Raw genomic sequence first — 24,584 nt, 5'->3', positions numbered from 1 at the left:
ACTACCAATCCAGCTCATCAGAGCATTCATCAAGAGGTTCACAAATTCCCGCCTCAATCGAATCCCAGACCCCAGGAATCGACTTCAGATACAGCGTTTCTTGTAATGCCTTCCAATCCTGTTCACTCACTAACACAGCATTCCCCCTCTTACTCGTAATCGTCACGGGTTCATGGGACTCATTCACCTGATCTACCAACCCAAAGAGCGTTTGTCGAGCTTCAGTGACCGAGAAGATTGTAGAGTCAGCCATATTTGCTTGGCTCAGCAATATCTGAGCGTACGGAATTCCGTACATAATTATAGCTTTTGCTCAAAGAGGTTACCAGGGTTATTGGATGTCCTAATTCATCTAAACTAAACCAGCTCCAACATCTGTAAATCCTCATGAGGCTGCTCTTATTCAACTTGCTAGAAATCGTAGTTTATTTGGATTTACAGCCAACTTTGCGGTGATCGCCCCAACACCGTCGACAAACGGATGGCTATATCAGGCGTCATATTGCTCTGTTCATCTCTCAAATCCGATATCTCGGATCTCAAAGAAGTCGTCCTCGCCAATGCCGAGCAAATATCATCATTGGGGAAAACGGTTTTAAATCTGAGTTCAGTCACTTCCGACCTGGTGGGATACTCCATCAATCAACAGAGTGATATCCAAACCGTGCACGAAGAATTACAAGCCTTCAAAAGACGAGTCGATAACCTCGATAACCAATAGTCCCTACTGCGCACCGAAGAGTTTTAGCGATTTTGTTTCCTACCACTTACCGTCCTACCAGTTTTACTGACCCTCATTCCTGCAAAGTTTAGATATGATAAGACTTTCAGTGATTCTATTCGCTGTCAGTTTAGCGCTCAACCGTGTCCAAACACGCCCAAAATCGTCGGCTTCGTGACAATAGAAAAAAGCTTAGCAGCCGTTGCCTGAAACCCTAAGATCCTTTACTAGCAATACTTTTGAAGAAATCGGGATGAGAGGATTTGAACCTCCGGCCCCTTCGTCCCGAACGAAGTGCGCTACCAAACTGCGCTACATCCCGTAATTGATTCGTTATTCTGCGACTTTCCAAATTAGCCTAGCACGATGTCTATTCATGACAGCTACCTCAAATATCTGATCTATTAAGATGACAAGTATCCTCAGATTATATATAATCACGACCGTGTGAGGAATGAACACAAGTAAGGGCATCAAGACGAAACACGGCCAGTCGTTGATGCCCTTCTTCAGAATTTAACTAGGCTGATTCGAGATAACAATGCTAGACTGATCTCTAGACTCGGACCCATGCGATTACAACGCCTCAATCTTGTCAGGACCGGAAGGTAGCAGCAATACGGGATGCTTGTGATAGGCGTGGACTCCGGGTCACTTTTGTCTCTAGATGTAAATGGCCTAAGGGTATGGCAATATTACTGGTCTCGTCTTGGAGATCGCGATGGCCAAAAGCCGGTCGGAGACCATCGCACCGCCGCATTTTTACTTCATTCAGTCAATTTAGATTTTAAAATAGGGCCATGAACGACCTGCCTGATTTTGTTAAGAAAGCCTTTTACCTAGGCGTTGGTGTTGCGTCCTACGCTGGTGAGCAAGCTGGGAATAAAGTCGCTGAGATCCAAGAACGGGCTCAACAGCTTGCGGATGAAATGATCCGCCGGGGTGAAATGAGTACTGAAGAAGCCAACCAGTGGCTCAACCAACTCAATACCAACCCTACGCCTGTTTCTGTAGAGGAAGTCCCTTATCCTGAACAACCCCAGACCATTGAGCTAGTCACAGGCGAAGAGCAAGAGGAGCCTTCCCCCTCAGCAGACCTACAGGCCCAAGTGACAGAATTAGAAGAAGAGCTGCGCCGCCTTCAAGATCCATAAGCTTCTTCTAAAAACTGGCCCACTGAGTATCTGTACAGAAACGAAACATGGATTGGTTCCCCAAAGATCTGCAAAATATCCTGGAAGAGGTTACTCTCCAAACCGATCAGCTCGTCAGCGATGTCATCAAGACCCTGGATCAAGCAGCCCTAGAGATTGACCAAAGTCTGGATGATCTGATCGACCCTCTGGTGGTAGAGATAGAGAAAGGGTTAGACGATCTGCTTGAGCCTGTTATGGTTGATATCGTGGCCTTTGATCAAGCTCTGGAAGAATTCGCGGCCCCCCTCACGCAACGGCTTTCCCCCCTATTTGATCAGCAGCCAGCCTGCATTGGCTGTCGCCATTATCATGGCAAAACCTACGGAGAGCATTTTCTGGTATGTGGGATGCATCCCTATGGCGCACCAGCCGATTCATGCCCTGACTGGGAGTCCTGTTAGTAGGGCAGATTAGGTGTAATCGCCTTCCATGTTGCAATCATTTCAATCATTGCTCTCACTCAGGAAGACCTACAACAGATTGATTCCCGGCAATGACTGATCCAATCTCATACGCCGCAATATGATGGGTAGACAACCACTGTACAGCTTGCTGAGCTTGGCTTGGCGGCACGATTACAATCAACCCAATTCCCATATTAAAGGTATCAAACATATCAGCATGGCTCACAGCTCCAGCTTGGGCAAGCCATTGAAAGATCGGGGGGACGGGCCAATGGTCAGGATTGAGGCTGAGTGATTGATCGGCTTGTAAACATCGTGGTCCATTTTCTGGCAACCCGCCACCGGTAATATGAGCAATCCCATGGATATCGAGTTCAGAACGCAGAGCGGATAATACGGGTTGAACATAAATTTGCGTAGGGGTCAGTAAGACTTCTCCTAAACTTCTTCCGCCTAAGAGATCAGGAGTCTCCTGCCAATCCCAACCGGGTTGTTCGCGCGTCGGGTTTTTACCTTCAGCCACAATTTTGCGAACGAGGCTAAACCCATTGCTATGAACCCCTTGACTGGCTAAACCAATCACTGCATCTCCCACCTGAACCTTGTCACTGGTGAGCAGCTTGCGCTTTTCCACAATACCGACACAAAATCCGGCTAAATCGTATTCATCGGGTTGATAGAATCCCGGCATTTCCGCCGTTTCTCCCCCCAACAGAGTACATCCAGCCAGTTTACAACCCTGCACAATTCCGGCCACCACCTTTTCAAGCTGCTGGGGCTGAAGTCGGCTAGTTGCTAGGTAATCTAGGAAGAATAAAGGTTCTGCACCAGAGGCCAGCACATCATTGGCGCACATGGCCACGAGATCAATCCCAATCGTGTGATGTTGATTAATCGCTTGAGCCAACTTCAGCTTAGTACCCACCCCGTCGGTCCCCGACACTAGCACAGGTTCGAGATAACCCGCTGGCAGTTGAAATAAGCCATTGAAGCCGCCCAGAACACCTAACACTTCTGGACGAGCTGTTTCAGCTACCATTTGCTTAATTCTACTAACCAGATTTCGTCCTGCTTGGATGTCAACACCGGCATCACGATAGTCCATACCCAGCTTCAACCCCTTCGAATCACTCCAGCAGCATACAATGCTGTCTTAATATTTTCGGCCTAAGTCATGCCCTTGGGTGGCCAATCTTCTCTTGTTTCGTCAAACTCGTCGCGTAAATCTATTCAGTTCTTGCATCGGGAAAAGGTGATTCAAATTAAATTCCATGGAATTTAATTTGAATCATTAGCTGAGTTAAACAGATCAATTATTATTTCTTATTTTCTGGATGCATCGAAACCAGGAAGGGATGATTTAATCAGGTCAAACGTTTTTCTTACAAGGATCTTAGCGCTAATTTCTATTAAAATCATCCAAAAAAATATTGGGTTGAATGAGCATTGTCTAGCGATTTCTCCACTACCAATTCTGATTTAAATCGGCTGGGATGTATCCTTCTTTAATTAAAAATTAAAATAAAACATTCCATAAGAATAGTTTTTTTTAATCATTCCGACTCCATTTCATAAGGTCTAAAATGGCTTCCCTTACTTGCTTTGATCAAGTTTGAGATTCTTAAGACAGGGATCCCTATTATTCAAAATGGGTCGTCAATGACTTGTCCCTCAGCAATCTCCCTGATTTCAGAGGTTAAACCTTCGTGATAAAGTGATTAAGTTCTGTAAAGCAAGTCTGCAATCAATATGATCTCGTGACTTGGTGTTGCTGCTTTTGCTAGCGCTCTCCAATCTCACTACCCCGTATTCTCCAATTTTTTTTAAACAGACATGAGCAATAAACTAGTTTTGACTGGTTTGGCGGCTGCACTTACTGTTTCTGTTGTAAGTGCACTGTCTATCAGTGAGGCCAATCAAACTCCGTTGACGGCAAATCAGTCTACTCCTGCTAATGCCACCGATGATGCGCCAGAAACCACCGCATCTGACGACGCAGCGGCAACGGAGACAGAGGCTGCCGACGCAGTTAAAGTTGGGAACAGCCAATCTGCTGAGTCTCAGGTACAAGATAAGGATGCGATCGCAAAAATCCATGCCTATGAAAAAGAAGGCCGATCCGCTGCAACCCTCTATGTACGCAATATTCCCGTTGTCACCTTTTTAGAGTCTGAAAAGACAGAAGGACCTGAAAAGGCAGACGCCGAAACGGCCAAAGTCGCTACAGCTAAGTCCGAGGGAACGAATCCACAAGACCCAGTCTGGCGTGCTACCACCGTCGCTGCCAAAATCAATCAGCTGGACCGAGACGGCGTCAATGCCGATACGATTAAAGTCAGTTGGGATAAACACCGGGAAAGTTATGTGATCAAGACCGATAAAGATCACCTGCTGGAGATGAGCAAACTGACGATTCTTCCGAAGACGACGAAGGATATGGGCGATGATGCGCTCAAAATCACGAATCTTCTCCGCCGTCAGATTGGCAGTGCTAAACCCCTTACGGATATTCCAGGTCGACCAAAACCGGTGATTGCTGCTGCCCCAGTCAGCTATCAAATCAGTGGAGAAGCGTCCTGGTATGGACCGGGTTTCCATGGCAATCAGACCGCCAATGGAGAAATTTATAATCAAAATGCCCTAACCGCAGCCCATAAAACGCTGCCTTTCGGCACCCGAGTCAGAGTGACAAACCTCTACAACGGGCGTTCTGTGGTCGTTCGGATTAACGATCGAGGACCCTTTATCCCAGGGCGGGTAATTGACTTGTCCCAAGGTGCTGCCCAGGTCATTGGTGTCACCAGTAGCGGTGTTGCTCCCGTGCGAATGGATATTCTCCAATAGGTCTGAGTACCTGCCAAACACTCATGAAAAAGCCCCTATCTTAGGGGCTTTTTCTATGATTTCAACACCTAAATGGCACTAACGGAAATCTATTCACGTTTGCCGAGCGGTCTTAAGAACGCTGATAGTAGTAATAGGTCAGCATCGGTATGGCTGTAGCCAAAATAAGTAAAACAATGACTAACACTGCAGAACTAGTATCATTTGTTTCTTCTGCTGTGCGGAAATTACTTTCGGCAAAAACCGTTGCTTCCACTTCTGGTGGGCCTGGATCCGCTTGACCGGTCAATACGGCTGACAAACGTTCGCCTACCCCTAGAAAGGCCTCATTGTAGTTCCCTTTACGAATTGGAATCAGGAGACTGTCAAAGGCAATGCTTTGGGCTGTTTCTGCGGGTAGGGTATTGAGTGCTTCTTCACCGACCAGAATGGCAGGCGCATTGGTGCGAGCATCATACACGAGCAAAACCTGATTGGCCTGGGATGATGGTGTTGGGAACCACTGCTCAAACAAGGTATTGGCGAAACTGTCCGTGGTTTCCCCATAGTTCAGTCCCCGAAGGGTAACCACCCGTACATCCATCCCCGTCTCTCGAGACACTTGACGTAAGGTTTTATTGACAGACCGTTCGGTAATGACACTCAGTAGTTCTGCTTTATCTGCTATCCAGGTAGACTGACTAGCGGAGAGATTAGGAATGTCCTCAGCAACGGTTGCCCATGCAGGAGGAGACCACAGCGCCCCCCCCAGTAGCAGGGCCATTACTCCAACAACCAACCACCGATGGAGTGATTGTTTCCAGTCCCATAGCGGGTTGAGTTGAACTTTCATCCTAGATAACCTTCAATCGATATATGCTTACACACCACTGACAATGCAGCAGTTTGACCAGCAAGACGCTCTCTACATACTATTGATCCACTGCATCGGGATCAACAATTGTAATAAAGCTGATAAGAGTTGCTAATCACTTCATCGCAGGCCAAGCGGTATCTGTCGGAAACTGAGGCATCCCGATTGATGCATCGCCCATCGCTGGCAGTGGGGCGTAGACCGCTTCAGCGTCAGGCATGATCAAATCGTGTTAAAAATAGGGAACTGTATGTGCAGGATCCTGACGCAACAAGGCAAGGCTATGGGTATAAAAGGTATTTAAACCCGGATCCCACTGGAATGGTTACAACCTGCGATCGCATAAAACAAAACGTTTGGCATGGAAACTGATTTAAGCTCTCTTGACACGACCGTAGAACAGCCTGCTGCAGACGAGCACTCAGTAGAGTCGGTGGCCGTCACTCTAGAAACCCAAAAATTAGAGAAACGGCATCGTCAAATTCAAGCTCAGATCTTCTTACCCTTCTCACCTGAGCAAGTTTGGCAAGTTTTAAGTGACTATGAAGCCTTAGCAGATTTTATTCCCAATCTAGAGACCAGTCAGCGCCTCCAACATCCAGAATCCAGAATCCGCATTGAGCAAGTGGGGGTCAAGAACGCTTTGTTTCTCAAGTTCTCCGCTCGGGTTGTACTCGATATGGTCGAAGAATTTCCCCATACCCTTCGCTTTGCCATGGTTGAAGGCGACTTTAAAGCCTTCGCTGGGACATGGGAAATCCAGCCGATTGTTGAGGAGCGTTTGGGTACCCACTTGATTTATACCTTGCAAGTCTGTCCCACGCGGCTGATTCCGGTAAAGGCCATTGAACAGCAGCTGAACCAAGACTTACCTCGTAACCTCCGAGCAATTCATCATAGACTACACCAGCTCTACACAGCCTAGGCATCCAGAGAACCATCATCCATATTACGGCGACAGATGTTCTAAATCGATATCCTGAAGTTGTTGCTGAAGTTGACGGCGGGATGGGCGGCGATAGCGCTTGGTTTCTAACTTGGGCTCATCATGAATTTTGCCATGTTTACGAGATTTGCGTTTGGTTCGGGATTCAGCGGTCATCGTCATTTGGCGTTTCGCCTGTTGTTCGGTGACTTCAGCTAATAAACTCAAGTAATAGGGATAGCGCTCCCAATCCCCTCTGACGACACAGTTGGGCTCATCCACATGCTGGCAGTCCTTAAATTGGCATTGAGCCTGCGAGAGGCGTTGCCGAATTTCTGGGAAACAATTCCTTAGCTGAGTTGGCAAAATCTGCTCTAAGCCAGGCTGATTAAAACCAGGCGTATCGGCCAGGAATCCTCCCTGCGCCAGTTCGAACAGTTCTACATGTCGAGTCGTATGCCGTCCTTGCCCCCATCGCTGTGAGACTTTCCCCACCCGTAAATTGATTTCAGGAATTAAGGTGTTAATGAGACTGGATTTACCCACCCCAGATAGCCCTGAGACCACCGTAATATGGCCTTTTAAAGACCGCTCTAATGTTTTTAAGCCTACCCCTGTCCGCAGACTGATAAGGATGGGACTATACCCCCACTGCTGCATGCGATCGCGCCAAGCTTTTTGGACCGCATAGGATGTCAGGTCTCGCTTATTCAAACACAGCACAATCGGCAGGTTTGTGCTTTCTGCCGTCACCAAAAATCGGGTCAGCTGTTGCGGATCGAGCTTGGGCTCAGTCAGGGCAAACATCAACAGAATTTGATTGACATTGGCAATCGGTGGGCGAACCAATTGGGATTGTCGCGGTAAGATGCTGGCAATCGCTCCGCGCTCTCCCAACCAATCCGGTTCTTCCACCACGACCTGATCCCCGACCATCACTTGTTGTCCCAGCTTTTTCAACCGCGATCGGCGGGTACAGAGCAGTTGTTCGACGGGATAATCTTGTGCTTCTGCCAACTGCACCTGATAGTAATTGGCCTGAACCGCTAATACTGTTCCAGTGACAGCAGCATTCACATCCACAGACAACGGTTGACTCATACCACAGCAGACCGGACTTGTAAGGCATAAAAGCCCGAACAGTCTTGCAGATGTTCAACTTCGTAGCCTGCCATCTTCAAGCTATCAGGAACCTGCTCAATAGGTTCTCCTGGATCAAGCCAGACTTCTAATAGGGCACCCGGTACCATTTTTTGCAAATGCAGCTTCGTGCGCACAAAGTTGAGCGGGCAAGGCGTCCCTCTTAAATCGATCTGGTCATCTGAAGTCGGTAATAGAGGCCGTTGGGAATCCGTCATCGACCAAAAATACCCCCTAAGAAGCCCTCGATTCCCCCCTTACCAGTTTGCTCAGCCCGAATACTGGCAAGTTGCACCAATAGCTCACGTTCCTCAGCGGAAATCCGGCTGGGAATCTCAATAATGACCGTAATTAAATGATCACCACGGCTCACAGGATTTCCTAGACGAGGAACACCATGATTTTCCAGAGTTAAGACCGTACCGGGTTGTGTCCCCGCAGGAATCGTGAGTGTCTCTTCACCATCGACCGTCTTTACCGGTAACTGAGCCCCTAGAATGGCCTGTAGATAGCTAATCTTAAATTCTGAGAGGATGTCTGAGCCCTCTCGGCGGAACTCAGAATCCTCTTGCACAAATAAATACACATACAAGTCACCCGCTGGCCCCCCGCGCTGACCGGCATCTCCCTCATTAGATACTCGCAGTCGTGTCCCTGTATCTACGCCAGCCGGGATCTTGATTTGTAGTTTCTTACTGACTTGATTTTGTCCCCGTCCTCCACAGCTATCACACTTTTCGGTGACCGTTTGCCCTTGGCCATTACACGTGGGACAAACCGACACCTGGGTAAAATTCCCTAAGGGAGTACGGGTCATGCGTCGAACTTGTCCGGTTCCCTGACAGGTTCCACAAGCTTGGGGACGGGTTCCTGGTTTTGCCCCTGACCCGTCACACTTCTTGCACCCCTCTAGGTGAGAGATGCGAATTTGCTGTTCTCCGCCAAAAACCGCTTCTCTGAACTTCAATTTGAGGTCAAAGCGCAGATCCTCACCCCGAGTTGGGCCTGAGCGTCTACGCCCGGTTTGTGCACTGCCGCCGAAACCACTAAAGAAGGTTTCGAAGATATCCGCAAAGCCGCCAAAGTCACCAAAATCTTGGTAACCAGCCCCGGCAGCCGAGCTAACGCCTGCTTCCCCAAACTGATCGTATCGACCCCGCATTTGGGGATCGGACAAGGTTTCGTAGGCTTTGTTGATTTCCTTAAATTGCTCTTCGGCTCCTGACTCTTTATTGACATCAGGATGATACTTACGGGCTAAGCGCCGATAGGCACGTTTGAGTTCATCGGGATCGGCGCTGCGGGAAACACCTAGAATGTCGTAGTAGTCGCGGGCCATATATGGTTTTAGGTCACTAACTAAGCTGGTAACGCACTTAGACCCCTAATCTACGGCCTCATAGTCAGTAATCACCGTATCATCAAAATCTCCAACAATGGTAGAGTCATCATCCAATGGAGGTGAAGGTGCCGAAAACTGATCAGGAGTTACTACAGTGCTAGGTTGACTATTATAAACGTCACTTGGAGTATAAGCATCATTAGCGGCTGGAGAGTGAGGTGCCGATTGCTGGTAAACGACAGCTCCGATATCTAACAGGACCTGCTGCAGCGTGTCTATTCTTAGCGTTAAGGTTTCTGCAGTCACATCAGGCTGATCGGCGAGGACTTTTAGTTCCGCTGCGGCTTGTTCCGCCCGTTGTTTAAGTTCTGGCGTAATTGAATGTGCATTCTCTTTGAGGGTGGCACTGCAGCTATAGAGCATGCTGTCAATCTGATTCTTTTGTTGAGCCACTTCTCGCTGTTGACGATCCTGATCCGCGTAAATTTGTGCTTCTTGGCGCATGCGCTCCACTTCCAGGCTACTCAACCCTCCTGTGTTGGAGATGCGGATACTTTGCTCACGCCCCGTTCCTTTATCTTCAGCAGAGACGTTAAGAATACCGTTCGCATCGATATCAAACGTGACTTCAATTTGAGGGACCCCCCGTGGTGCGGGAGGGATTCCAGTTAATTCAAAGCGGCCTAAGCATTTATTGTCTTTCACCATTGCTCGCTCACCTTGGTAAACCTGGATCTCCACGCAGGTTTGGCCATCAGTTGCCGTTGAAAAGCTTTGAGAACGGCTGGTGGGTAGGGTGGTATTGCGATCAATAATCTTGGTAAAAACGCCGCCTAAGGTTTCAATCCCCATCGATAAGGGCGATACGTCTAATAGGAGTAGATCTTTGACTTCTCCTCCCAATACCCCTGCTTGAATCGCTGCGCCCAAGGCAATGGATTCATCTGGATTAACCGATCGATCGGGGCTTTGACCGCCAAAGTACTGTTTGACTGCTTCTTGTACGGCTGGAATCCGAGTCGATCCTCCCACCAAAATAATTCGGTCAATTTCCTCAGCCTGTAGATCAGAGTCTTTTAAAGCCCGTTCAACAGGTTCCATTGTCCCTGTCACTAGCTCAGTGACTAGTTCCTCAAACTTGGCACGGGTTAAATCCATCTCCAAGTGTTTAGGTCCAGACTCATCTGCTGTGATAAATGGCAGATTAATGGAAGTGGTAATGGTACTAGACAACTCAATTTTGGCTTTTTCTGCAGCCTCTCTCAGACGCTGGAGGGCCATTTTATCCTTGGATAGATCAATCCCCTCTGTCTGGTGAAAGCTTTCTAACATCCACCTGAGGATGGATTCGTCAAAGTCATCTCCCCCCAAGTGATTGTTCCCAGCGGTCGCCTTAACTTCGAAAACCCCATCTCCGAGTTGCAAAATAGAGACATCAAAGGTGCCTCCCCCTAAGTCAAATACCAAGATTTTGTGATCTTCTGCCTGTTTATCGAGTCCATAGGACAGCGATGCTGCTGTGGGTTCATTAATAATTCGCAGAACTTCCAGTCCCGCAATAGTTCCTGCATCTTTAGTCGCTTGCCGTTGGGCATCACTAAAATAAGCTGGAACGGTGATCACGGCTTGAGAGACGGCTTCACCTAAATAGGCCTCTGCATCTTGCTTCAACTTCTGCAAAACCATTGCCGAAACTTCTTGAGGAGTGTAGCTTTTCCCTCGGATTTGGACATCTACTGTCTCATCTCTGCCAGGAACGCAGGTATAGGCAACTCGAGAACGCTCAGTCTCCGTTTCTTGCCATCTACGGCCAATAAAGCGCTTAATGCTAAAAATCGTATTTTCGGCATTGGTGACTGCTTGTCGTTTCGCCAGTTGGCCAACCAGTCGGTCCCCAGATTTGGCAAAACCAACAATACTGGGCGTTGTTCTCCCCCCTTCGGTATTCGGGATGACAACAGGTTTTCCCCCTTCAAGAACAGCAACACAGCTATTCGTTGTTCCTAGATCAATACCAATGACCTTTCCCATAACTTTTTCACAGCAAACGGCAATTACGCTTGATTAAATATCTTGAGCAATCGAAAATACTCTTCATACTGTAGGGTGCCTCATCTGAACATGAATTCAATCAACTTCCGATAAATTTCCCTATAAAATCGGTCTGGCGGAGTCCGCACAAACCCTTGCTAGATCATTCAGAGATAGCATCTTCAGTCGCTTCAACATCTTCTTCAACCACTGAAGATTCTGAGTCTAAGGGAGCAGCAACTTTGACCATTGCATGTCGCAACACTTGCTCACCCAATAGATATCCGCTGACTAATTCTTCGACCACCATGCCTTCTTCAAATTCATTGGTGGGTTCTCTCATCACGGCTTCATGCAAATTGGGATCAAAGGGCTGTCCTTTGGAGCGCATGGGTGCAACACCAATCCGTTTGAGGCAATCCACTAGCTGTTTATAAACGCCTTGATAGCTGTTATGAATATTCTCTTCTTGATCGGTTTGAGGATTAATATGGGATCTGGCTCGGTCAAAACTATCAATCACTGGTAAGAGTTCACTGAGTGTTTCTCGTTTAACCCGCTGCTCTAGATCCGTTTTTTCTCGGCCCGTCCGCTTGCGAAAGTTCTCAAAGTCTGCCGCAATTCTCATATACTGACTGGTACGCTCATCCAGCTGACTTCTTAGGGTCTCAACTTCTGTTGCTAATTGAGCCAGGGCGCTGGCTCCCTCTGGGCTCACGGGTGAACCATCAGTCTCTCCTTGCGCGGCTTCTGGTTCAGAAGCGGAGGGTGAAGTGTCCCCGGCGTCATCCGTTTTGCCTGTGGAGAGCAGTTCCTCTATCGAGGCTGAAGACAAATCATCGAGATCTTCAGCTGGTAATTCTTCATACTCAGAGCCGGGTTCCTCAAGAGGGAGCGAAGTTTCATTGGAGTTATCCACATCATTAGCCTCAAGGGTTTCGTGCTGCTTCGCGTCTTCGCTCATGATGCTCCTACTTTGCTTTATTTCCATCAACAAACAGTTAGTTTTTAAGATTCATAGTTTAATGTGTCGCGCACACGAAGGGACGTCTCATTAAGCTATTGATCGTATGGTAGCCTAGGGGCGCACTTGTGTATGGATGCAAACACTGTGGTTAGCATGAATCGTTGAGATGCTAGTGTACCCAACAAACTGTGCTGGGGATCTTACACTTAGCGTGTTTCAACATTGTGATACATCTTATGGGTCAACCGCTGGGCTTTAAATTCATCATAGATCGATAACTTGCATTATCGAAGTTAGAACGTGAAGATAGGGGCAGTTAATGGTGAAAAAGCTGCGAATATTTAAGATTTTGAGAGTTAGAATCTTCTGTAGACTTTAGCAATTTTCTCCACTTAATTTCTGGCAGCAAATTTCCTGCGGTGAGGCCGCAATCCACTTCGATATTCTTGCTGACCAGCAGGAGCGATTGTTAGAACCTTTGGAAATGTGGGCATGCTGAGAACAGCCTTGCCAGTATCTCGACTTGGCTGGGAACTCGAATTTTAAGCATATATATCCACGGTTAGGTTTCTCGCATTTAACGCTATGGTTCACTCTTCCTCACAGCGGCGTGCTTTAGTTACTCGGCACAATTTTTCCCCCTTTGGCAACAAGCTCATTTCCACAGGTTATGTTGACCAAGACCAAATGCGGGAAGCGACGCTTGAAAGCCGACGCTCAGGGCGTTCTTTGGTCGAAATTTTGCAAGGACTGACTGGACAGTCACTACCTCCAGAACTCCTTCGTCAGTATAAGCGGCAGCAGTTATTTGAGCTAAAGATACTGTACGGGATTGATTCCTTAGACCTTGAACTGAGTCAAATTCCGACTGAACAAATTGGTGACTTGATTCAGACCTTGATTCCACTGGATCTCTGTCGACGGTACCAGCTGGTACCTTTAACGCTCGATCGGGAAGCCGATCCAGCCACGCTCTTGGTAGCAATGGTTGATCCCGATAATTTAGGGGCGTTAGATGATTTGGGTCGCATCCTGCGAGATCAGAATCTGACCTTGCAACGTATGGTGATTGCGGTTGAGGATTATCAGCAGCTGATCAGTAAATATCTGGATCAGCAAGCGGCTCAACAGCAAGCGAATGAGAAACCGATTGAGTTTGATTTAGACGATGATTTAGATGCGATCGCAGGTCTGGACGATCTACCCAGCGATGAACTAGAGACGGATTTAGGTGCAGCCCTTCAAGATGCCGAGACGGCTCCCATCATTGGCTTGGTTAACAAAATCCTAGCCAAAGCCTTGCAGAGTGGTGTCTCCGATATTCACATTGAACCCCAAGAGGATCACCTTCGCGTCCGCTTCCGTAAAGACGGTGTGCTCCAACAAGCCTTTGACCCACTGCCGAGAAAAATTATTCCTGCGGTTATATCCCGCTTCAAAATCATTGCGGAGCTGGATATTGCCGAACGTCGTTTGCCTCAAGACGGTCGTATCCGCCGACTCTTCCAAGGCCGTAAGATCGACTTTCGAGTCAATACCTTACCCAGCCGATATGGTGAGAAAATCGTTCTGCGAATTCTCGATAATTCCTCCACCCAACTGGGTCTAGAGAAGCTGATCTCAGATGAGGACAGTCTAGAAATCGTCAGAGAAATGGTGAGTCGTCCCTTTGGTCTGATCTTGGTCACTGGTCCGACGGGTTCTGGTAAAACGACGACGCTGTACTCAGCCTTAGCGGAATGTAATCATCCCGGTGTCAATATCAGTACCGCTGAAGATCCGATTGAATATACCCTGCCGGGGTTGACCCAGGTCCAGGTGATTCGCGAAAAAGGCATGGACTTTGCCTCCATCTTGAGAGCCTTCCTGAGACAAGATCCAGACGTGATTCTGGTGGGTGAGACTCGGGACAAAGAAACGGCCAAAACAGCCATTGAAGCAGCGTTAACCGGACACTTGGTGTTAACCACCTTGCACACGAATGATGCGGCGAGTGCGATCGCACGCCTGGCCGAAATGGATGTGGAACCCTTTATGGTCTCCGCATCCTTACTGGGCGTAGTTGCTCAGCGCTTGGTTCGGCGAGTGTGCTCAGACTGTAAAATTCCTTATCAGCCAACGCCCACTGAACTCGGACGATTTGGATTATCCGCTTCTCCTGGCACAGAGATCACCTTCTACAAAGCCAACTCCTTATCCGCTGATGAAATTCAAACTGCTCAGGCAACAGGGCAAGCAGTCTGTCAAACCTGTAATGGGATCGGCTACAAAGGGCGTTGTGGTGTCTACGAAGTGATGCAAATTACCGAAACTCTGCAAGCCCTGATTACCGAAGGTGCTCCAACTGAACGCATTAAGGAAGTCGCTGTGGAAGAGGGAATGAAAACCCTTCTTGCTTATAGCCTTGAACTGGTCAAAAAAGGAGATACGACCCTCGCTGAAGTAGAGCGAGTCACCTTTACCGACAGTGGTCTAGAAGCTGAACTCAAGGCAAAACGCAAGACCTCACTGACTTGCCGAGTTTGTGATGCAGACTTAAAACCTGAGTGGTTAGATTGTCCCTATTGCACCACGCCAAGATTCCAAGACTAACCTCAAGAATCGTTTTAGTATTTGTCCTATGGGCTAGATCAATCCGTTTACTCTATCTGGGAATAACAAGAGGCACTTTATGGATTACATGGTAGAAGACCTAATGGAAGAGGTGGTTGAGCGAGGTGGCTCCGATTTACACCTTTCTGTCGGCTTACCTCCCTACATTCGGATCAACGGGAAGTTAACGCCAACTGATTATGATCCACTCAGTCAAGAACAGTGTCAGCGTCTTATCTTTAGCATGCTGAATAACACTCAGCGGAAACAACTGGAACAAACCTGGGAACTCGATTGCTCTTACGGGGTCCGAGGGCTAGCCCGCTTCCGAGTCAATGTCTATAAGGACCGGGGGACTTATGCAGCTGCACTCCGAGCCCTCAGCTCTAAGATTCCTTCGATTGAAACCCTGGGATTACCCAACGTCGTTCGCGAAATGTCGGAAAAGCCCCGTGGATTGGTATTAGTCACTGGGCCAACGGGTTCGGGTAAATCAACCACCCTAGCCTCCATGATTAACAATATCAACCTTACCCGGGCTGAACATATTCTGACGGTTGAAGATCCGATTGAATTCGTCTATGAACCGATTAAAAGCCTTATCCACCAGCGTCAAGTTGGGGAAGATACCAAGAGCTTCGCGAACGCTTTACGGGCTGCTTTGCGTGAAGATCCAGACGTTATCCTAGTGGGGGAAATGCGGGATCTAGAAACGATTCAGCTGGCCATTACTGCTGCAGAAACAGGTCACTTAGTCTTTGGCACATTGCACACCAGTTCTGCGGCTCAAACCGTAGATAGAATGGTGGACGTGTTCTCTCCAGAACAACAAACGCAAGTTAGAGTTCAGCTATCAAACTCACTGGTTGCCGTGTTTAGCCAAACTTTGGTTCCTCGCAAAAATCCTAAACCCGGTGAATTTGGACGAGTCATGGCCCAGGAAATCATGATCTCAACGCCTGCTATTGCTAATTTAATCCGAGAAGGTAAAACATCCCAAATCTATTCAGCCATCCAAACTGGCGGGAAACTGGGTATGGTAACCCTAGAAAAAGTTTTAGCAGAACTGTACCGTGCAGGCACCATTTCCTTTGAATCTGCTGTGTCGAAGACCTCCCGACCTGACGAAATGCAACGCCTGATGGGAGCAGCGCCTATGGGCAACCAGCGAGGAGCGGGTGCCGCTTCATATCGAAGATAGAATAACCTCACATCGCTATCTCATTAATCCGTTTTTTCTTTTCACCGTTCACTGCCGAGAATTGAGTTATGCCAACTTACGTTGTTCGTGCGCGAGATCCTCAAGGTAAATCTACCCAAAAAAGGGTGAATGCAACCTCTTCAAAAGAGGCTCGCTCAAACATACAGCGCCAGGGATTACAGATCCTGGATATCAAAGAATCACAAGGTTTCAGTCTCAATGCTGATCTGGACCTCAGTTTTTTGCAATCCATTACTGTCAAAGATAAAGCGCTATTTTCTAGACAGTTCTCAGCCCTCGTCAACGCTGGAGTTGCATTGGTGAGAGGGTTGGGCGTCATGGCTGAACAATGCCGAAACCCCAAGCTGAAAAAAGCTCTTTTGGACGTTAACGCAGCTGTACAACAAGGGATCAGCTTGTCTGATGCCATGAGAGGTCATCCGGCAGCCTTCGATCAGCTATACGTCGCGATGATTCAGGCGGGTGAAACGGGGGGTGTACTAGATGAGGTCCTCAACCGTCTAGCCACACTGCTAGAAGATCAAGCTCGCTTAAGGAACCAAATTCGATCGGCTCTTGCCTATCCAGTAGTCGTTGGTTTTATCGCCGTAACCATCTTTCTGGGAATGGTTATTTTCCTTATTCCCGTGTTTGATGGTATCTTCAAACAGTTGGGAGGCGATTTGCCAGCCTTTACCCAAATGATGGTGAATCTGAGTGAGTTTCTACGAACACCCATCTATGGCATCACTGCTATTCTGCTGGTGATTGGGACCGCTTTTGCAATTCGGCAGTATTATAAAACCCGTGCAGGCCGAGAGACGATTGACCGAATCATGCTCAAGCTGCCTTTGTTCGGAGATTTGATCCAAAAAACGGCTGTAGCCCGCTTTTGCCGCACCTTTGGCTCGCTCTCTCGTTCAGGGGTGCCTATTCTCTATTCCCTGGAAATTGTTCGAGACACTGCTGGTAATCAAGTGGTGGCAAATGCCATTGATGAAGCGCGACGTGAAATTCAAGGGGGTGGTATGTTGAGCCTGGCCTTACAAAAGGAAAAGGTCTTTCCAGTCTTGGCGACGCAAATGATCAATGTTGGCGAAGAAACAGGCGAGATTGACAAAATGCTGATGAAGGTTGCTGACTTCTATGAAGATGAGGTAGAACAAGCTGTCAAAGCCATGACTAGCGTTATGGAACCCCTGATGATTGTCGTTTTAGGAGGGATGGTTGGTTCGATTCTGGTGGCGATGTACTTACCGATGTTTAAGATCTTCGATCTGGTCCAATAAGTGCCCGGCTTGGTGCACTGGCCTTGTGTGGTGTGAGCACCTGCGATCGCCGAACTTTCATTTTCCGATCAACAAGCTCAGTCGACTAAGTGACTGGGCTTGTTTACAATATTGCTATGTATCGCCCTTGAGATTGAGGTAGCTCAGAACGTACTAGTGATTAAGGAATTCGAATGCCAACGAATCTCAATTATTATCAGTTGTTAGACCTTAAACCTGAAGCCTCTAGTGATGAGATTCGCTGTGCATATCGTCTGAAGAGCAAAGTTTATCACCCAGACACCACAACCCTCGCCCAGGAAGTTGCGATTCAAAAATTTCAGCTACTCAAGCAAGCCTACGACACACTGAGCAACCCTGAGCTGAGACAAAATTATGATTATCAGCTCGGTCTATCTACAAGCAAAGGCTGTATACCACGGGCTGCGACGCATCTTAAGTCCCAACCCATCTCGTCATTGATAGAGATACAGGAACGGCCTTTATCTGCTGGAGAGCTTGTCGCGCTTTTAATTTTGGGTCTTACTTTTCTAGGATGTTTAGCACTAGCATTAATATTAGGATTTACCCGTGGGGATATGATGCTTCAAGGGTCTCCTGTCGCCACTAATATGTGTGGTCACCTGCAAGTTTAACCTGAGGCTGTGAGTCTAGCACGCCTTTGTCGGAGCGTAAAACATATCGTTTGCAGCCCCCATGTCAACATGTCTTGTGATCAGCATCAAGTGATTGCTTAATCTTTGTCTATTAACCTTCTCAAATGCCAAGAAAACGTTTTCAATCGCTAAATTTTTATGAGTGGGCTAATGACTGAATCGTGCTTGCCTGATCCGCAAACACCGTTGTACAACCACCCACTACCTCAGATTGAGCAGTGGCTGTTGAACCAAGGGTGCCAACAAGATACACAGGAACTACATTTGTGGCGTATAGAGCGTCCTCATTGGACAGCAGAGATATGGTTGGATATCGAGGAGTTATCCGTGATATACACGTCCATGCCGCCTACTGAGCGTGATATCCAAAGAACCTTTAAGTATTCCCTCAGTCGCCAAGATATTGAAGACGCTGTCTTTTCTGGACCATAGGGTGTATAAGCTCCCTCAAATGCTTCTCCGACTATGATATTTTGCCAAACCGTCGATGTCTGGCTTGAAAATTTTGGAGTGCTTGGTGAAATTCCTTCTGATCGAAATCAGGCCACAGGGTTTCAGTCACATATAGCTCTGCATAGGCCATCTGCCACAAGAGGAAGTTACTAACTCGCATTTCTCCACTGGTCCGGATTAATAAATCGGGATCAATGATACCTGCTGTGTATAGATGTCTTTCAAATAAGCTTTCATCAATGTCATCAAGACTGAGTTGATTGTGCTGAACCTTGGTGGCGATGTCACGACAAGCCTGGATGATTTCTCGTCTACCCCCATAATTCGTGGCGACCACAAACTGAATCGTGTGATTATCTCGCGTCGCCATCATGGCTCGCTGTATTTCGGTTTGCAATGTCGGCGGTAGAGCCTCTAAATCACCGACGAAATGGATTTGCACACCTTCCTCAATCATTTCCTGCAATTCACGACGCAAAACTCTTTCAAACAGCGTCATTAAGAAGTCCACTTCATCGAGCGGACGTCCCCAATTTTCGGTGGAAAAGGCATAGGCAGTTAAGGCTTGTACCCCCCAATCCTTACAACAGCGCAGGAGAGACTTTAGCGTGTCTACCCCTCGACGATGCCCAACAATTCTGGGTAACCCTCTTTGTTTTGCCCACCGCCCATTACCATCCATAATCACGGCTACATGTTTAGGGAGTCGCTGAACATCCAAATCTGAGGGAAGCTGCATGGGAAGACTTGAATTTAATGTCATATATTCTTGCGAGATCTGAGCAATGGAAAGATGTGAGAAAGCAATGAAAAGACTTGTTTTCTGATTTTTCTGCCTAAACTTCTTAAGCTAGGGGTCACCACTTCTCTCTCCACAGATAAGATTAAGCGATCAGCTAACAATTCTCTCAGCTTACTACTTGTTAAAGGGCGTCTAAGAATACCTTGCTCAGCTAGGGAGATGGAGCCTGTCTCTTCAGAAACAACAATACAAACACAATTATCAACGCGTTCGGTGATGCCCATTGCAGCACGGTGACGTGTACCGAGTTGGCGAGAAGCAGTCTGCTCTGAAATGGGCAGAATAACACCCGCAGATATAATTCTGTCCCCACGGATAAGGAGGGCACCATCATGGAGCAATGTGGTCGTTTGAAAGATCGTTTGAATTAACTCTCGAGAAATTTCTGCACTTAACTTAATACCGGGGACCGAAAAGTCCCGCTCATCAATGGGAATATTACGCGTTTCAATAATGAGTAAGGCGCCTGTACGATTTTGCGACAGTTCTTTGACGGCATCTACAATTTCATCAATAATATTATCGGGATTTTGAGTCACTTGCTGAGCTGGCCGCAGCATCCTCAGCAGTTCACCTCGTCCCAGTTGTTCTAGGAAGCGACGCACTTCTGATTGCAAGATCACAGCCATCGCCACAGATGAGCCAATCAGAAGAAAGGTGAGCAGTTGATTTAAATAATTCAGCTGGAGCAGTTTACTGATCACAGTGGCTAAGACCAGAAAAACAACCCCTCTGACCATCCATAATGTCCGCCGCTCAGCAATGACGAGCAGTAACATGTAGGTCAGGGCTAAGGCGAGACTGATATCAACGAGGGAACGAAAGGTTTGAACCCAGTCATGGTTTATCAGCCATTCCTTCACCCAGTCCATGCCTTTGGCCTAACCTTTCCGTATACCGTTATCAGTTGAGCTTTACTGATATTGAGTTCAATATTAGTGGAAACATCGCTAGTTTAGCCAGTTTGGTTGCCATTATGTTCGTCAGCCACAGATTGTTCTAAATATCTAGGTAGACAATCTTGACGAATAAGGTCTGAGTACGTTTCTCGCTTGAGGATTGGGTTAGCCTCCCCATCACGGACAAGAACGGCTGCAGGTCGTGGTAGACGGTTGTAATTGGACGCCATGCTGTAATTGTACGCGCCCGTTCCCATGACGACGAGAACGTCTTGTGGTTGGCTAGCAGGGAGAGCAATATCTTTGAGTAAGACATCCCCAGACTCACAGTGTTTTCCGGCAACGGTGACGACTTCAGTGGCAGCCGTTTCCATTCGGTTAGCGATGGCCGCACTATAGACAGACTGATAGGTAATGGGACGAGGGTTGTCAGACATCCCCCCGTCTACGGTCAAGTAAGTGCGAATATCAGGAATACTTTTGTGAGCCCCTACGGTGTATGCCGTTATACAAGCAGGACCAATCAGAGACCGTCCAGGTTCACAGAGCAGTTTGGGTAGCGGGATTTGAGCAGCTTGGCAGGCTTGGACAATGCCTTGACAAACCACTTCAGACCACTGGGTGATGCTGGGTGGATCATCCGATTCAACGTAACGCATCCCCAATCCACCACCAATATTAAGTTCTGTCATGGAGAGGTTTCTAGAGTGGGCCATAGTGAGCCAACTCACAACCACACTGGTCAAATCTTGATGCGGTTGCAGTTCAAAAATTTGAGATCCAATATGGGCGTGAAATCCGACCCAATCGAGTTGAGGATTATTTTGTGCAAAATTTAAAACTTGATCAATTTGATTGGGATCAAAGCCAAATTTACTATCGAGATGGCCGGTCCGAATATACTCATGGGTATGGCACTCAATGCCAGGGGTGATCCGCAACATAACGCGAGGAGCGGTACCCTGGCTTTCTTGGGCTTTCTCCAGAGCAACCAGTTGCTCTAATTCCAGCCAGTTATCAGCAACAATGGTGCAACCACTGGCAAGGGCCATTTCCAGTTCGGCAATCGATTTATTATTACCATGAAAATAGATGTTGTTCGGATCAACTCCTGCCTGCAAGGCCGTATAGAGTTCACCGCCTGATACCACATCTAACCCCAAGTTTTCACTGGTGACCAGAGCACAAATGGCCATACAGCTCCAGGCTTTGGATGCATACAATACTTGAGAAGGACCTGGATAAAAGTTTTTGAAGGCTTGGTCATATTGCTGGCAGGCTGCTCTGACAGTTTGTTCATCAACAATATAAAGGGGCGATCCATATTGCTTGACCAGCTCAACAACGCTGCATCCTCCGACTTCCAGCTGTCCTCCATCGCTAACCTTGGCAGATAATGGCAGTATTTGTTGATTAGGCGAACGATCCACAATTGAGCTTGGATTAATATCGGCTGGTTGAAGGGACACCATAGGTAGATGGAAATAAGCTGAGGATAGATGACGACTCCCGATAAAACTGGATAGACGTCATCCGAGAAGTCTATCATATCCAGTCTTCTATACTGCTGGTGCTAGCACACCCAACACACGCATCCGAGAGCCAATACAACGGTATCAGATGGTTCACTTACTGCATCTGGTCTTTTTATGGAAGGCGACGACTCTCGAGGACATCTTGGATGGGTTTAGGGACATCAGACAGAAAATCATATCCTGTTTGTTTCTCTAAACTATCGATGGTGACTTGATAGTCTTGCCACTCATGCCGTTTGATGCCCTGTTGATTGGGAATATCGACGGCGATAGTAGACGTGTTTGGTGAAATGCCCTTTACACCTAAATCTGTTTCATCCATCACCACTACGATTTTCCAAAGATTTTGGGGAGGGATTACTTTTCCATTTGCGATCGTAGTTTTCTCGCCATATCCTCCGGCCATAATAAACAGCTCTTTTCCCTCCTCCACTAAGTCCCGGCAGTGATTCTCTAGGTCAACCCAAGGCCCCCGATTGTTATCAGGGGTCTGAGGTATGATATTTGTCATCACAAACGTGGCCGCATTATTGGCCTCAGTATTGGTGCGATCACCTGAGGGGGCCATATGGCCGCGATCGTAGCCACTGCGAGAATAGTCACGCGCGTCTACCTTTTCCCACTTCGGCGGCAAACTTTGATCTGCTCGAAAATTATTGCGACGCTCAACCTCGCCTAACCAAGTTTGATCGAGCTGCCAGCTTACCCAGTTGGGAATGCCCTTAGCCCGGTTGTAAGACAAAACAAATTGGGGCTTTTTCATCAGATAGTTATTGGCATTCGCCAAGACCACTCTGGCTTGACTCGGATTGCCCAGGGCGAGATGGTCAACGCTAGATTTGATCGCGTTCTGGAACAGACTACATCCTGTTAATACGGTGAGACATAGCAAAACAACCATCAAGGAAGGCGATCTCAACGTCATACGCACCACTGTTGGCAGCTTGTGAAAAGGTTGTAAGAAAAAGAACGGGTTCACGAGTGCTTCATTTCAACCTGGGTTGACTTCTGGACTTCAGTTAACGGTTGACTGCTCAAGCGTTCCTCCTTGACAAGGATGGCTGGCAGAGAGGGTCAGCCATCGGCTTAACCCACGGATTGCTTTAATTCCGACATCGTAAACAATGGATGAAGCTGTAACCCGTCCGCTTCAAGACTGGCGCGTCCACCAGCCTCCCGATCAATCACACACATCACATCCGTGACCGTTGCGCCCAAAGCTCGTAAGTCTTGAGCGGATAGTTTGATTTGTCCCCCTGAGGTCACCACATCTTCAATAATCACCAGTCGTTTCCCGGCGATCTCTCCACCTTCGGCCAACTTACAGGTGCCGTAGGGTTTAGCCTGCTTGCGTACGAATAAGGAAGGGATGTGACTGAGTTGAGACAACATTGCCACAATGGGAATCCCTCCCATTTCTAATCCTGCCAAAGCATCAACGGGTTGGGGAATCATGGCTACTAGATGTTCTGTGATCGCGTTCAGTAACACCGGATCGGCTTCAAATAAATATTTGTCAAAGTATTCATGGCTCATTTGGCCTGAGCGCAATCGAAACTCACCTGTGATGTGGGAGGTTTCATAGATGGCCTGGGCGAGATCCGCTTTGTTCATCAACATTCGTGGAGATGGGACTAACTTCTACTAGTTTAGATGTTAGGCTCCCCTCATCAACCGCTCTAGCTGCGCACCATGTCGGACCCGCCTCAGTCTCCCAAAAAAAGAGCCTCCAGGAATCGCACCCTTACCCTAAGTGCTGCCGATCGCGATCGTTTGCAGGCCAACATCGTCACAGAGATTGTCGGGACAGAATTGCCGCCTAACCAGACGCTTCAAGGAAACTGCCTAGACTTTGCCCCTCACCTCCCCCAAGACAGCATCGACTTATTGATTCTCGATCCTCCCTATAACCTCAATAAGACGTTCAATGGTCAAACCTTTGTGAAGCAATCTGTTTCTGCTTATACCGACTGGTTAGACCACATCTGTTCAACCCTCAAACCGCTGTTGAAACCGAGCGCCTCCATCTATATTTGTGGAGATTGGTTTACCTCAACCTCAATTTTTACGGTTGCCCATACGCATTTCCATGTTCGCAATCGAATTACCTGGGAGCGAGAAAAAGGGCGAGGCGCTCGCTCCAACTGGAAAAACGCCAGTGAAGATATCTGGTTTTGCACGGCCTCCAATACCTATACCTTCAACTGTCAGGCAGTCAAGCAGCGGAGAAAAGTACTCGCTCCCTATCGACATCATGATGGTTCTCCCAAGGATTGGGTGCAGACCACTCAAGGCAACTTTAGAGATACCTATCCCTCTAACCTATGGACAGATATTTCGATTCCGTTCTGGTCAATGCCGGAAAACACCGATCATCCCACTCAAAAAAGCGAAAAACTACTGGCTAAGCTGGTGCTGGCCAGTAGCAATCCTGGGGATCTGGTTCTAGATCCCTTTTTGGGAAGTGGAACCACCTCTGTCGTTGCCAAGAAGCTAGGTCGGCAGTATTGGGGCATTGATATCAACCTAGAATATTGTCTATGGGCGGAGCGTCGTTTAGAGCTAGCGGATGCCGACCCTAGAATTCAAGGGTTAGCGCAAGGAATCTTTTGGGAGCGAAATACGGTGCCAACCTCAAGGCTTAACCGGTCAACCTAATGGGGGGCAGATATTTCCAGGCGGGATGGTGTGCTAGGCAAGCGGACAGTTCACCCGCACCCAATCGATTCATCTC

24 protein-coding genes, 1 tRNA gene and 1 other RNA gene are annotated in these 24,584 nt (G+C 47.8%); 12 read left to right on the top strand and 14 right to left on the bottom strand.

What is annotated here, in order from left to right; translation table 11 throughout:
* Position 1 precedes the first annotated feature (1 nt).
* Complete coding sequence (locus Q0986_RS03235) at positions 2 to 253, bottom strand: type II toxin-antitoxin system Phd/YefM family antitoxin (protein ID WP_299403671.1); 252 nt, start codon at positions 251 to 253, stop codon at positions 2 to 4.
* 228 nt (positions 254 to 481) lie between these two features.
* Between Q0986_RS03235 and Q0986_RS03230 the strand changes: the two genes are divergently transcribed.
* Positions 482 to 721 carry a hypothetical protein gene (locus Q0986_RS03230; RefSeq protein ID WP_299403667.1) on the top strand — a complete coding sequence of 80 codons (240 nt, stop codon included), beginning with the start codon at positions 482 to 484 and terminating at the stop codon, positions 719 to 721.
* Between the two features lie 248 nt (positions 722 to 969).
* On the opposite strand, the gene Q0986_RS03225 is transcribed toward Q0986_RS03230, so the two are convergent.
* Positions 970 to 1,043 (bottom strand) — tRNA-Pro (locus Q0986_RS03225).
* A gap of 237 nt (positions 1,044 to 1,280) precedes the next feature.
* Between Q0986_RS03225 and ffs the strand changes: the two genes are divergently transcribed.
* From ffs to Q0986_RS03210, 3 genes are all read left to right on the top strand, one after another.
* An RNA gene (gene ffs, locus Q0986_RS03220) (signal recognition particle sRNA small type) lies at positions 1,281 to 1,377 on the top strand.
* 144 nt (positions 1,378 to 1,521) lie between these two features.
* Complete coding sequence (locus tag Q0986_RS03215) at positions 1,522 to 1,875, top strand: hypothetical protein (RefSeq protein WP_299403664.1); 354 nt, start codon at positions 1,522 to 1,524, stop codon at positions 1,873 to 1,875.
* Positions 1,876 to 1,922: 47 nt separating this feature from the next.
* A complete protein-coding gene (locus Q0986_RS03210; protein ID WP_299403660.1) occupies positions 1,923 to 2,318 on the top strand; it encodes a hypothetical protein in 396 nt (131 codons plus the stop codon).
* A 55-nt stretch (positions 2,319 to 2,373) separates the two neighbouring features.
* On the opposite strand, the gene purM is transcribed toward Q0986_RS03210, so the two are convergent.
* Positions 2,374 to 3,426, bottom strand: a complete 1,053-nt coding sequence (purM, locus tag Q0986_RS03205) for a phosphoribosylformylglycinamidine cyclo-ligase (protein WP_299403657.1) — start codon at positions 3,424 to 3,426, stop codon at positions 2,374 to 2,376.
* Positions 3,427 to 4,154: 728 nt separating this feature from the next.
* On the opposite strand from purM, the gene Q0986_RS03200 reads away from it, so the two are divergent.
* Positions 4,155 to 5,165: a septal ring lytic transglycosylase RlpA family protein gene (locus Q0986_RS03200; protein WP_299403652.1), complete on the top strand. Its 1,011-nt coding sequence runs from the start codon at positions 4,155 to 4,157 to the stop codon at positions 5,163 to 5,165.
* Positions 5,166 to 5,277: 112 nt separating this feature from the next.
* Here the strand turns inward: Q0986_RS03200 and Q0986_RS03195 are convergent, their stop codons facing one another.
* Positions 5,278 to 5,997, bottom strand: coding sequence for a TPM domain-containing protein (locus Q0986_RS03195; protein WP_299403648.1), 720 nt, complete (start codon positions 5,995 to 5,997; stop codon positions 5,278 to 5,280).
* 382 nt (positions 5,998 to 6,379) lie between these two features.
* Here Q0986_RS03195 and Q0986_RS03190 point away from each other — a divergent pair, with 382 nt between their 5' ends.
* Entirely contained in the window at positions 6,380 to 6,943 is a 564-nt protein-coding gene (locus tag Q0986_RS03190) for an SRPBCC family protein (RefSeq protein WP_299403644.1), read from the top strand.
* Between the two features lie 24 nt (positions 6,944 to 6,967).
* Here the strand turns inward: Q0986_RS03190 and rsgA are convergent, their stop codons facing one another.
* The 5 genes from rsgA to grpE form a co-directional block, all read right to left on the bottom strand.
* A complete protein-coding gene (rsgA, locus tag Q0986_RS03185) occupies positions 6,968 to 8,044 on the bottom strand; it encodes a small ribosomal subunit biogenesis GTPase RsgA (protein WP_299403640.1) in 1,077 nt (358 codons plus the stop codon).
* Entirely contained in the window at positions 8,041 to 8,301 is a 261-nt protein-coding gene (locus tag Q0986_RS03180; RefSeq protein ID WP_299403636.1) for a sulfurtransferase TusA family protein, read from the bottom strand. Before Q0986_RS03180 ends, rsgA begins: the two co-directional genes overlap by 4 nt.
* Positions 8,298 to 9,422 (bottom strand): molecular chaperone DnaJ, encoded by a 1,125-nt coding sequence (gene dnaJ, locus Q0986_RS03175; RefSeq protein ID WP_299403632.1) that lies wholly within the window; start codon positions 9,420 to 9,422, stop codon positions 8,298 to 8,300. The genes Q0986_RS03180 and dnaJ overlap by 4 nt, the downstream gene beginning before the upstream one ends.
* A gap of 45 nt (positions 9,423 to 9,467) precedes the next feature.
* Positions 9,468 to 11,456: a molecular chaperone DnaK gene (gene dnaK, locus Q0986_RS03170; protein WP_299403628.1), complete on the bottom strand. Its 1,989-nt coding sequence runs from the start codon at positions 11,454 to 11,456 to the stop codon at positions 9,468 to 9,470.
* Between the two features lie 163 nt (positions 11,457 to 11,619).
* The gene (gene grpE / locus Q0986_RS03165; RefSeq protein ID WP_299403624.1) at positions 11,620 to 12,420 is read right to left on the bottom strand and encodes a nucleotide exchange factor GrpE; all 801 of its coding nucleotides are present in this window, start codon (positions 12,418 to 12,420) and stop codon (positions 11,620 to 11,622) included.
* Positions 12,421 to 13,008: 588 nt separating this feature from the next.
* Here grpE and Q0986_RS03160 point away from each other — a divergent pair.
* The 5 genes from Q0986_RS03160 to Q0986_RS03140 all read left to right on the top strand — a co-directional run bounded on the left by Q0986_RS03160 (position 13,009) and on the right by Q0986_RS03140 (position 18,593).
* The gene (locus Q0986_RS03160; protein WP_299403621.1) at positions 13,009 to 15,015 is read left to right on the top strand and encodes a GspE/PulE family protein; all 2,007 of its coding nucleotides are present in this window, start codon (positions 13,009 to 13,011) and stop codon (positions 15,013 to 15,015) included.
* Between the two features lie 79 nt (positions 15,016 to 15,094).
* Complete coding sequence (locus Q0986_RS03155) at positions 15,095 to 16,216, top strand: type IV pilus twitching motility protein PilT (RefSeq protein WP_299403617.1); 1,122 nt, start codon at positions 15,095 to 15,097, stop codon at positions 16,214 to 16,216.
* A gap of 68 nt (positions 16,217 to 16,284) precedes the next feature.
* Complete coding sequence (locus Q0986_RS03150; RefSeq protein ID WP_299403614.1) at positions 16,285 to 17,505, top strand: type II secretion system F family protein; 1,221 nt, start codon at positions 16,285 to 16,287, stop codon at positions 17,503 to 17,505.
* A 173-nt stretch (positions 17,506 to 17,678) separates the two neighbouring features.
* Positions 17,679 to 18,140: a J domain-containing protein gene (locus Q0986_RS03145; RefSeq protein WP_299403610.1), complete on the top strand. Its 462-nt coding sequence runs from the start codon at positions 17,679 to 17,681 to the stop codon at positions 18,138 to 18,140.
* 171 nt (positions 18,141 to 18,311) lie between these two features.
* Positions 18,312 to 18,593 carry a DUF3143 domain-containing protein gene (locus Q0986_RS03140; RefSeq protein ID WP_299403606.1) on the top strand — a complete coding sequence of 94 codons (282 nt, stop codon included), beginning with the start codon at positions 18,312 to 18,314 and terminating at the stop codon, positions 18,591 to 18,593.
* Between the two features lie 31 nt (positions 18,594 to 18,624).
* Here Q0986_RS03140 and uppS read toward each other — a convergent pair whose 3' ends face one another.
* From uppS to pyrE, 5 genes are all read right to left on the bottom strand, one after another.
* Positions 18,625 to 19,377 carry a polyprenyl diphosphate synthase gene (uppS, locus tag Q0986_RS03135; RefSeq protein ID WP_299403602.1) on the bottom strand — a complete coding sequence of 251 codons (753 nt, stop codon included), beginning with the start codon at positions 19,375 to 19,377 and terminating at the stop codon, positions 18,625 to 18,627.
* A complete protein-coding gene (gene cdaA, locus Q0986_RS03130; RefSeq protein WP_299403597.1) occupies positions 19,374 to 20,288 on the bottom strand; it encodes a diadenylate cyclase CdaA in 915 nt (304 codons plus the stop codon). The genes uppS and cdaA overlap by 4 nt, the downstream gene beginning before the upstream one ends.
* An 83-nt stretch (positions 20,289 to 20,371) precedes the next feature.
* Positions 20,372 to 21,787, bottom strand: coding sequence for a diaminopimelate decarboxylase (gene lysA / locus Q0986_RS03125; RefSeq protein ID WP_299403593.1), 1,416 nt, complete (start codon positions 21,785 to 21,787; stop codon positions 20,372 to 20,374).
* A 175-nt stretch (positions 21,788 to 21,962) separates the two neighbouring features.
* Entirely contained in the window at positions 21,963 to 22,829 is an 867-nt protein-coding gene (locus Q0986_RS03120; protein ID WP_299403590.1) for a DNA/RNA non-specific endonuclease, read from the bottom strand.
* Between the two features lie 107 nt (positions 22,830 to 22,936).
* Entirely contained in the window at positions 22,937 to 23,464 is a 528-nt protein-coding gene (pyrE, locus tag Q0986_RS03115) for an orotate phosphoribosyltransferase (RefSeq protein WP_299403586.1), read from the bottom strand.
* 78 nt (positions 23,465 to 23,542) lie between these two features.
* On the opposite strand from pyrE, the gene Q0986_RS03110 reads away from it, so the two are divergent.
* On the top strand, positions 23,543 to 24,508 hold the full coding sequence (locus Q0986_RS03110; protein ID WP_299403581.1) for a site-specific DNA-methyltransferase: 966 nt from the start codon (positions 23,543 to 23,545) through the stop codon (positions 24,506 to 24,508).
* Positions 24,509 to 24,584: the final 76 nt, after the last annotated feature.

Source organism: Acaryochloris sp. IP29b_bin.148 (assembly GCF_028285565.1).
Lineage (GTDB): Bacteria > Cyanobacteriota > Cyanobacteriia > Thermosynechococcales > Thermosynechococcaceae > Acaryochloris.
The sequence above is the reverse complement of the archived record's forward strand: the minus strand, read 5'-3'. Positions and strand labels throughout refer to the sequence as shown.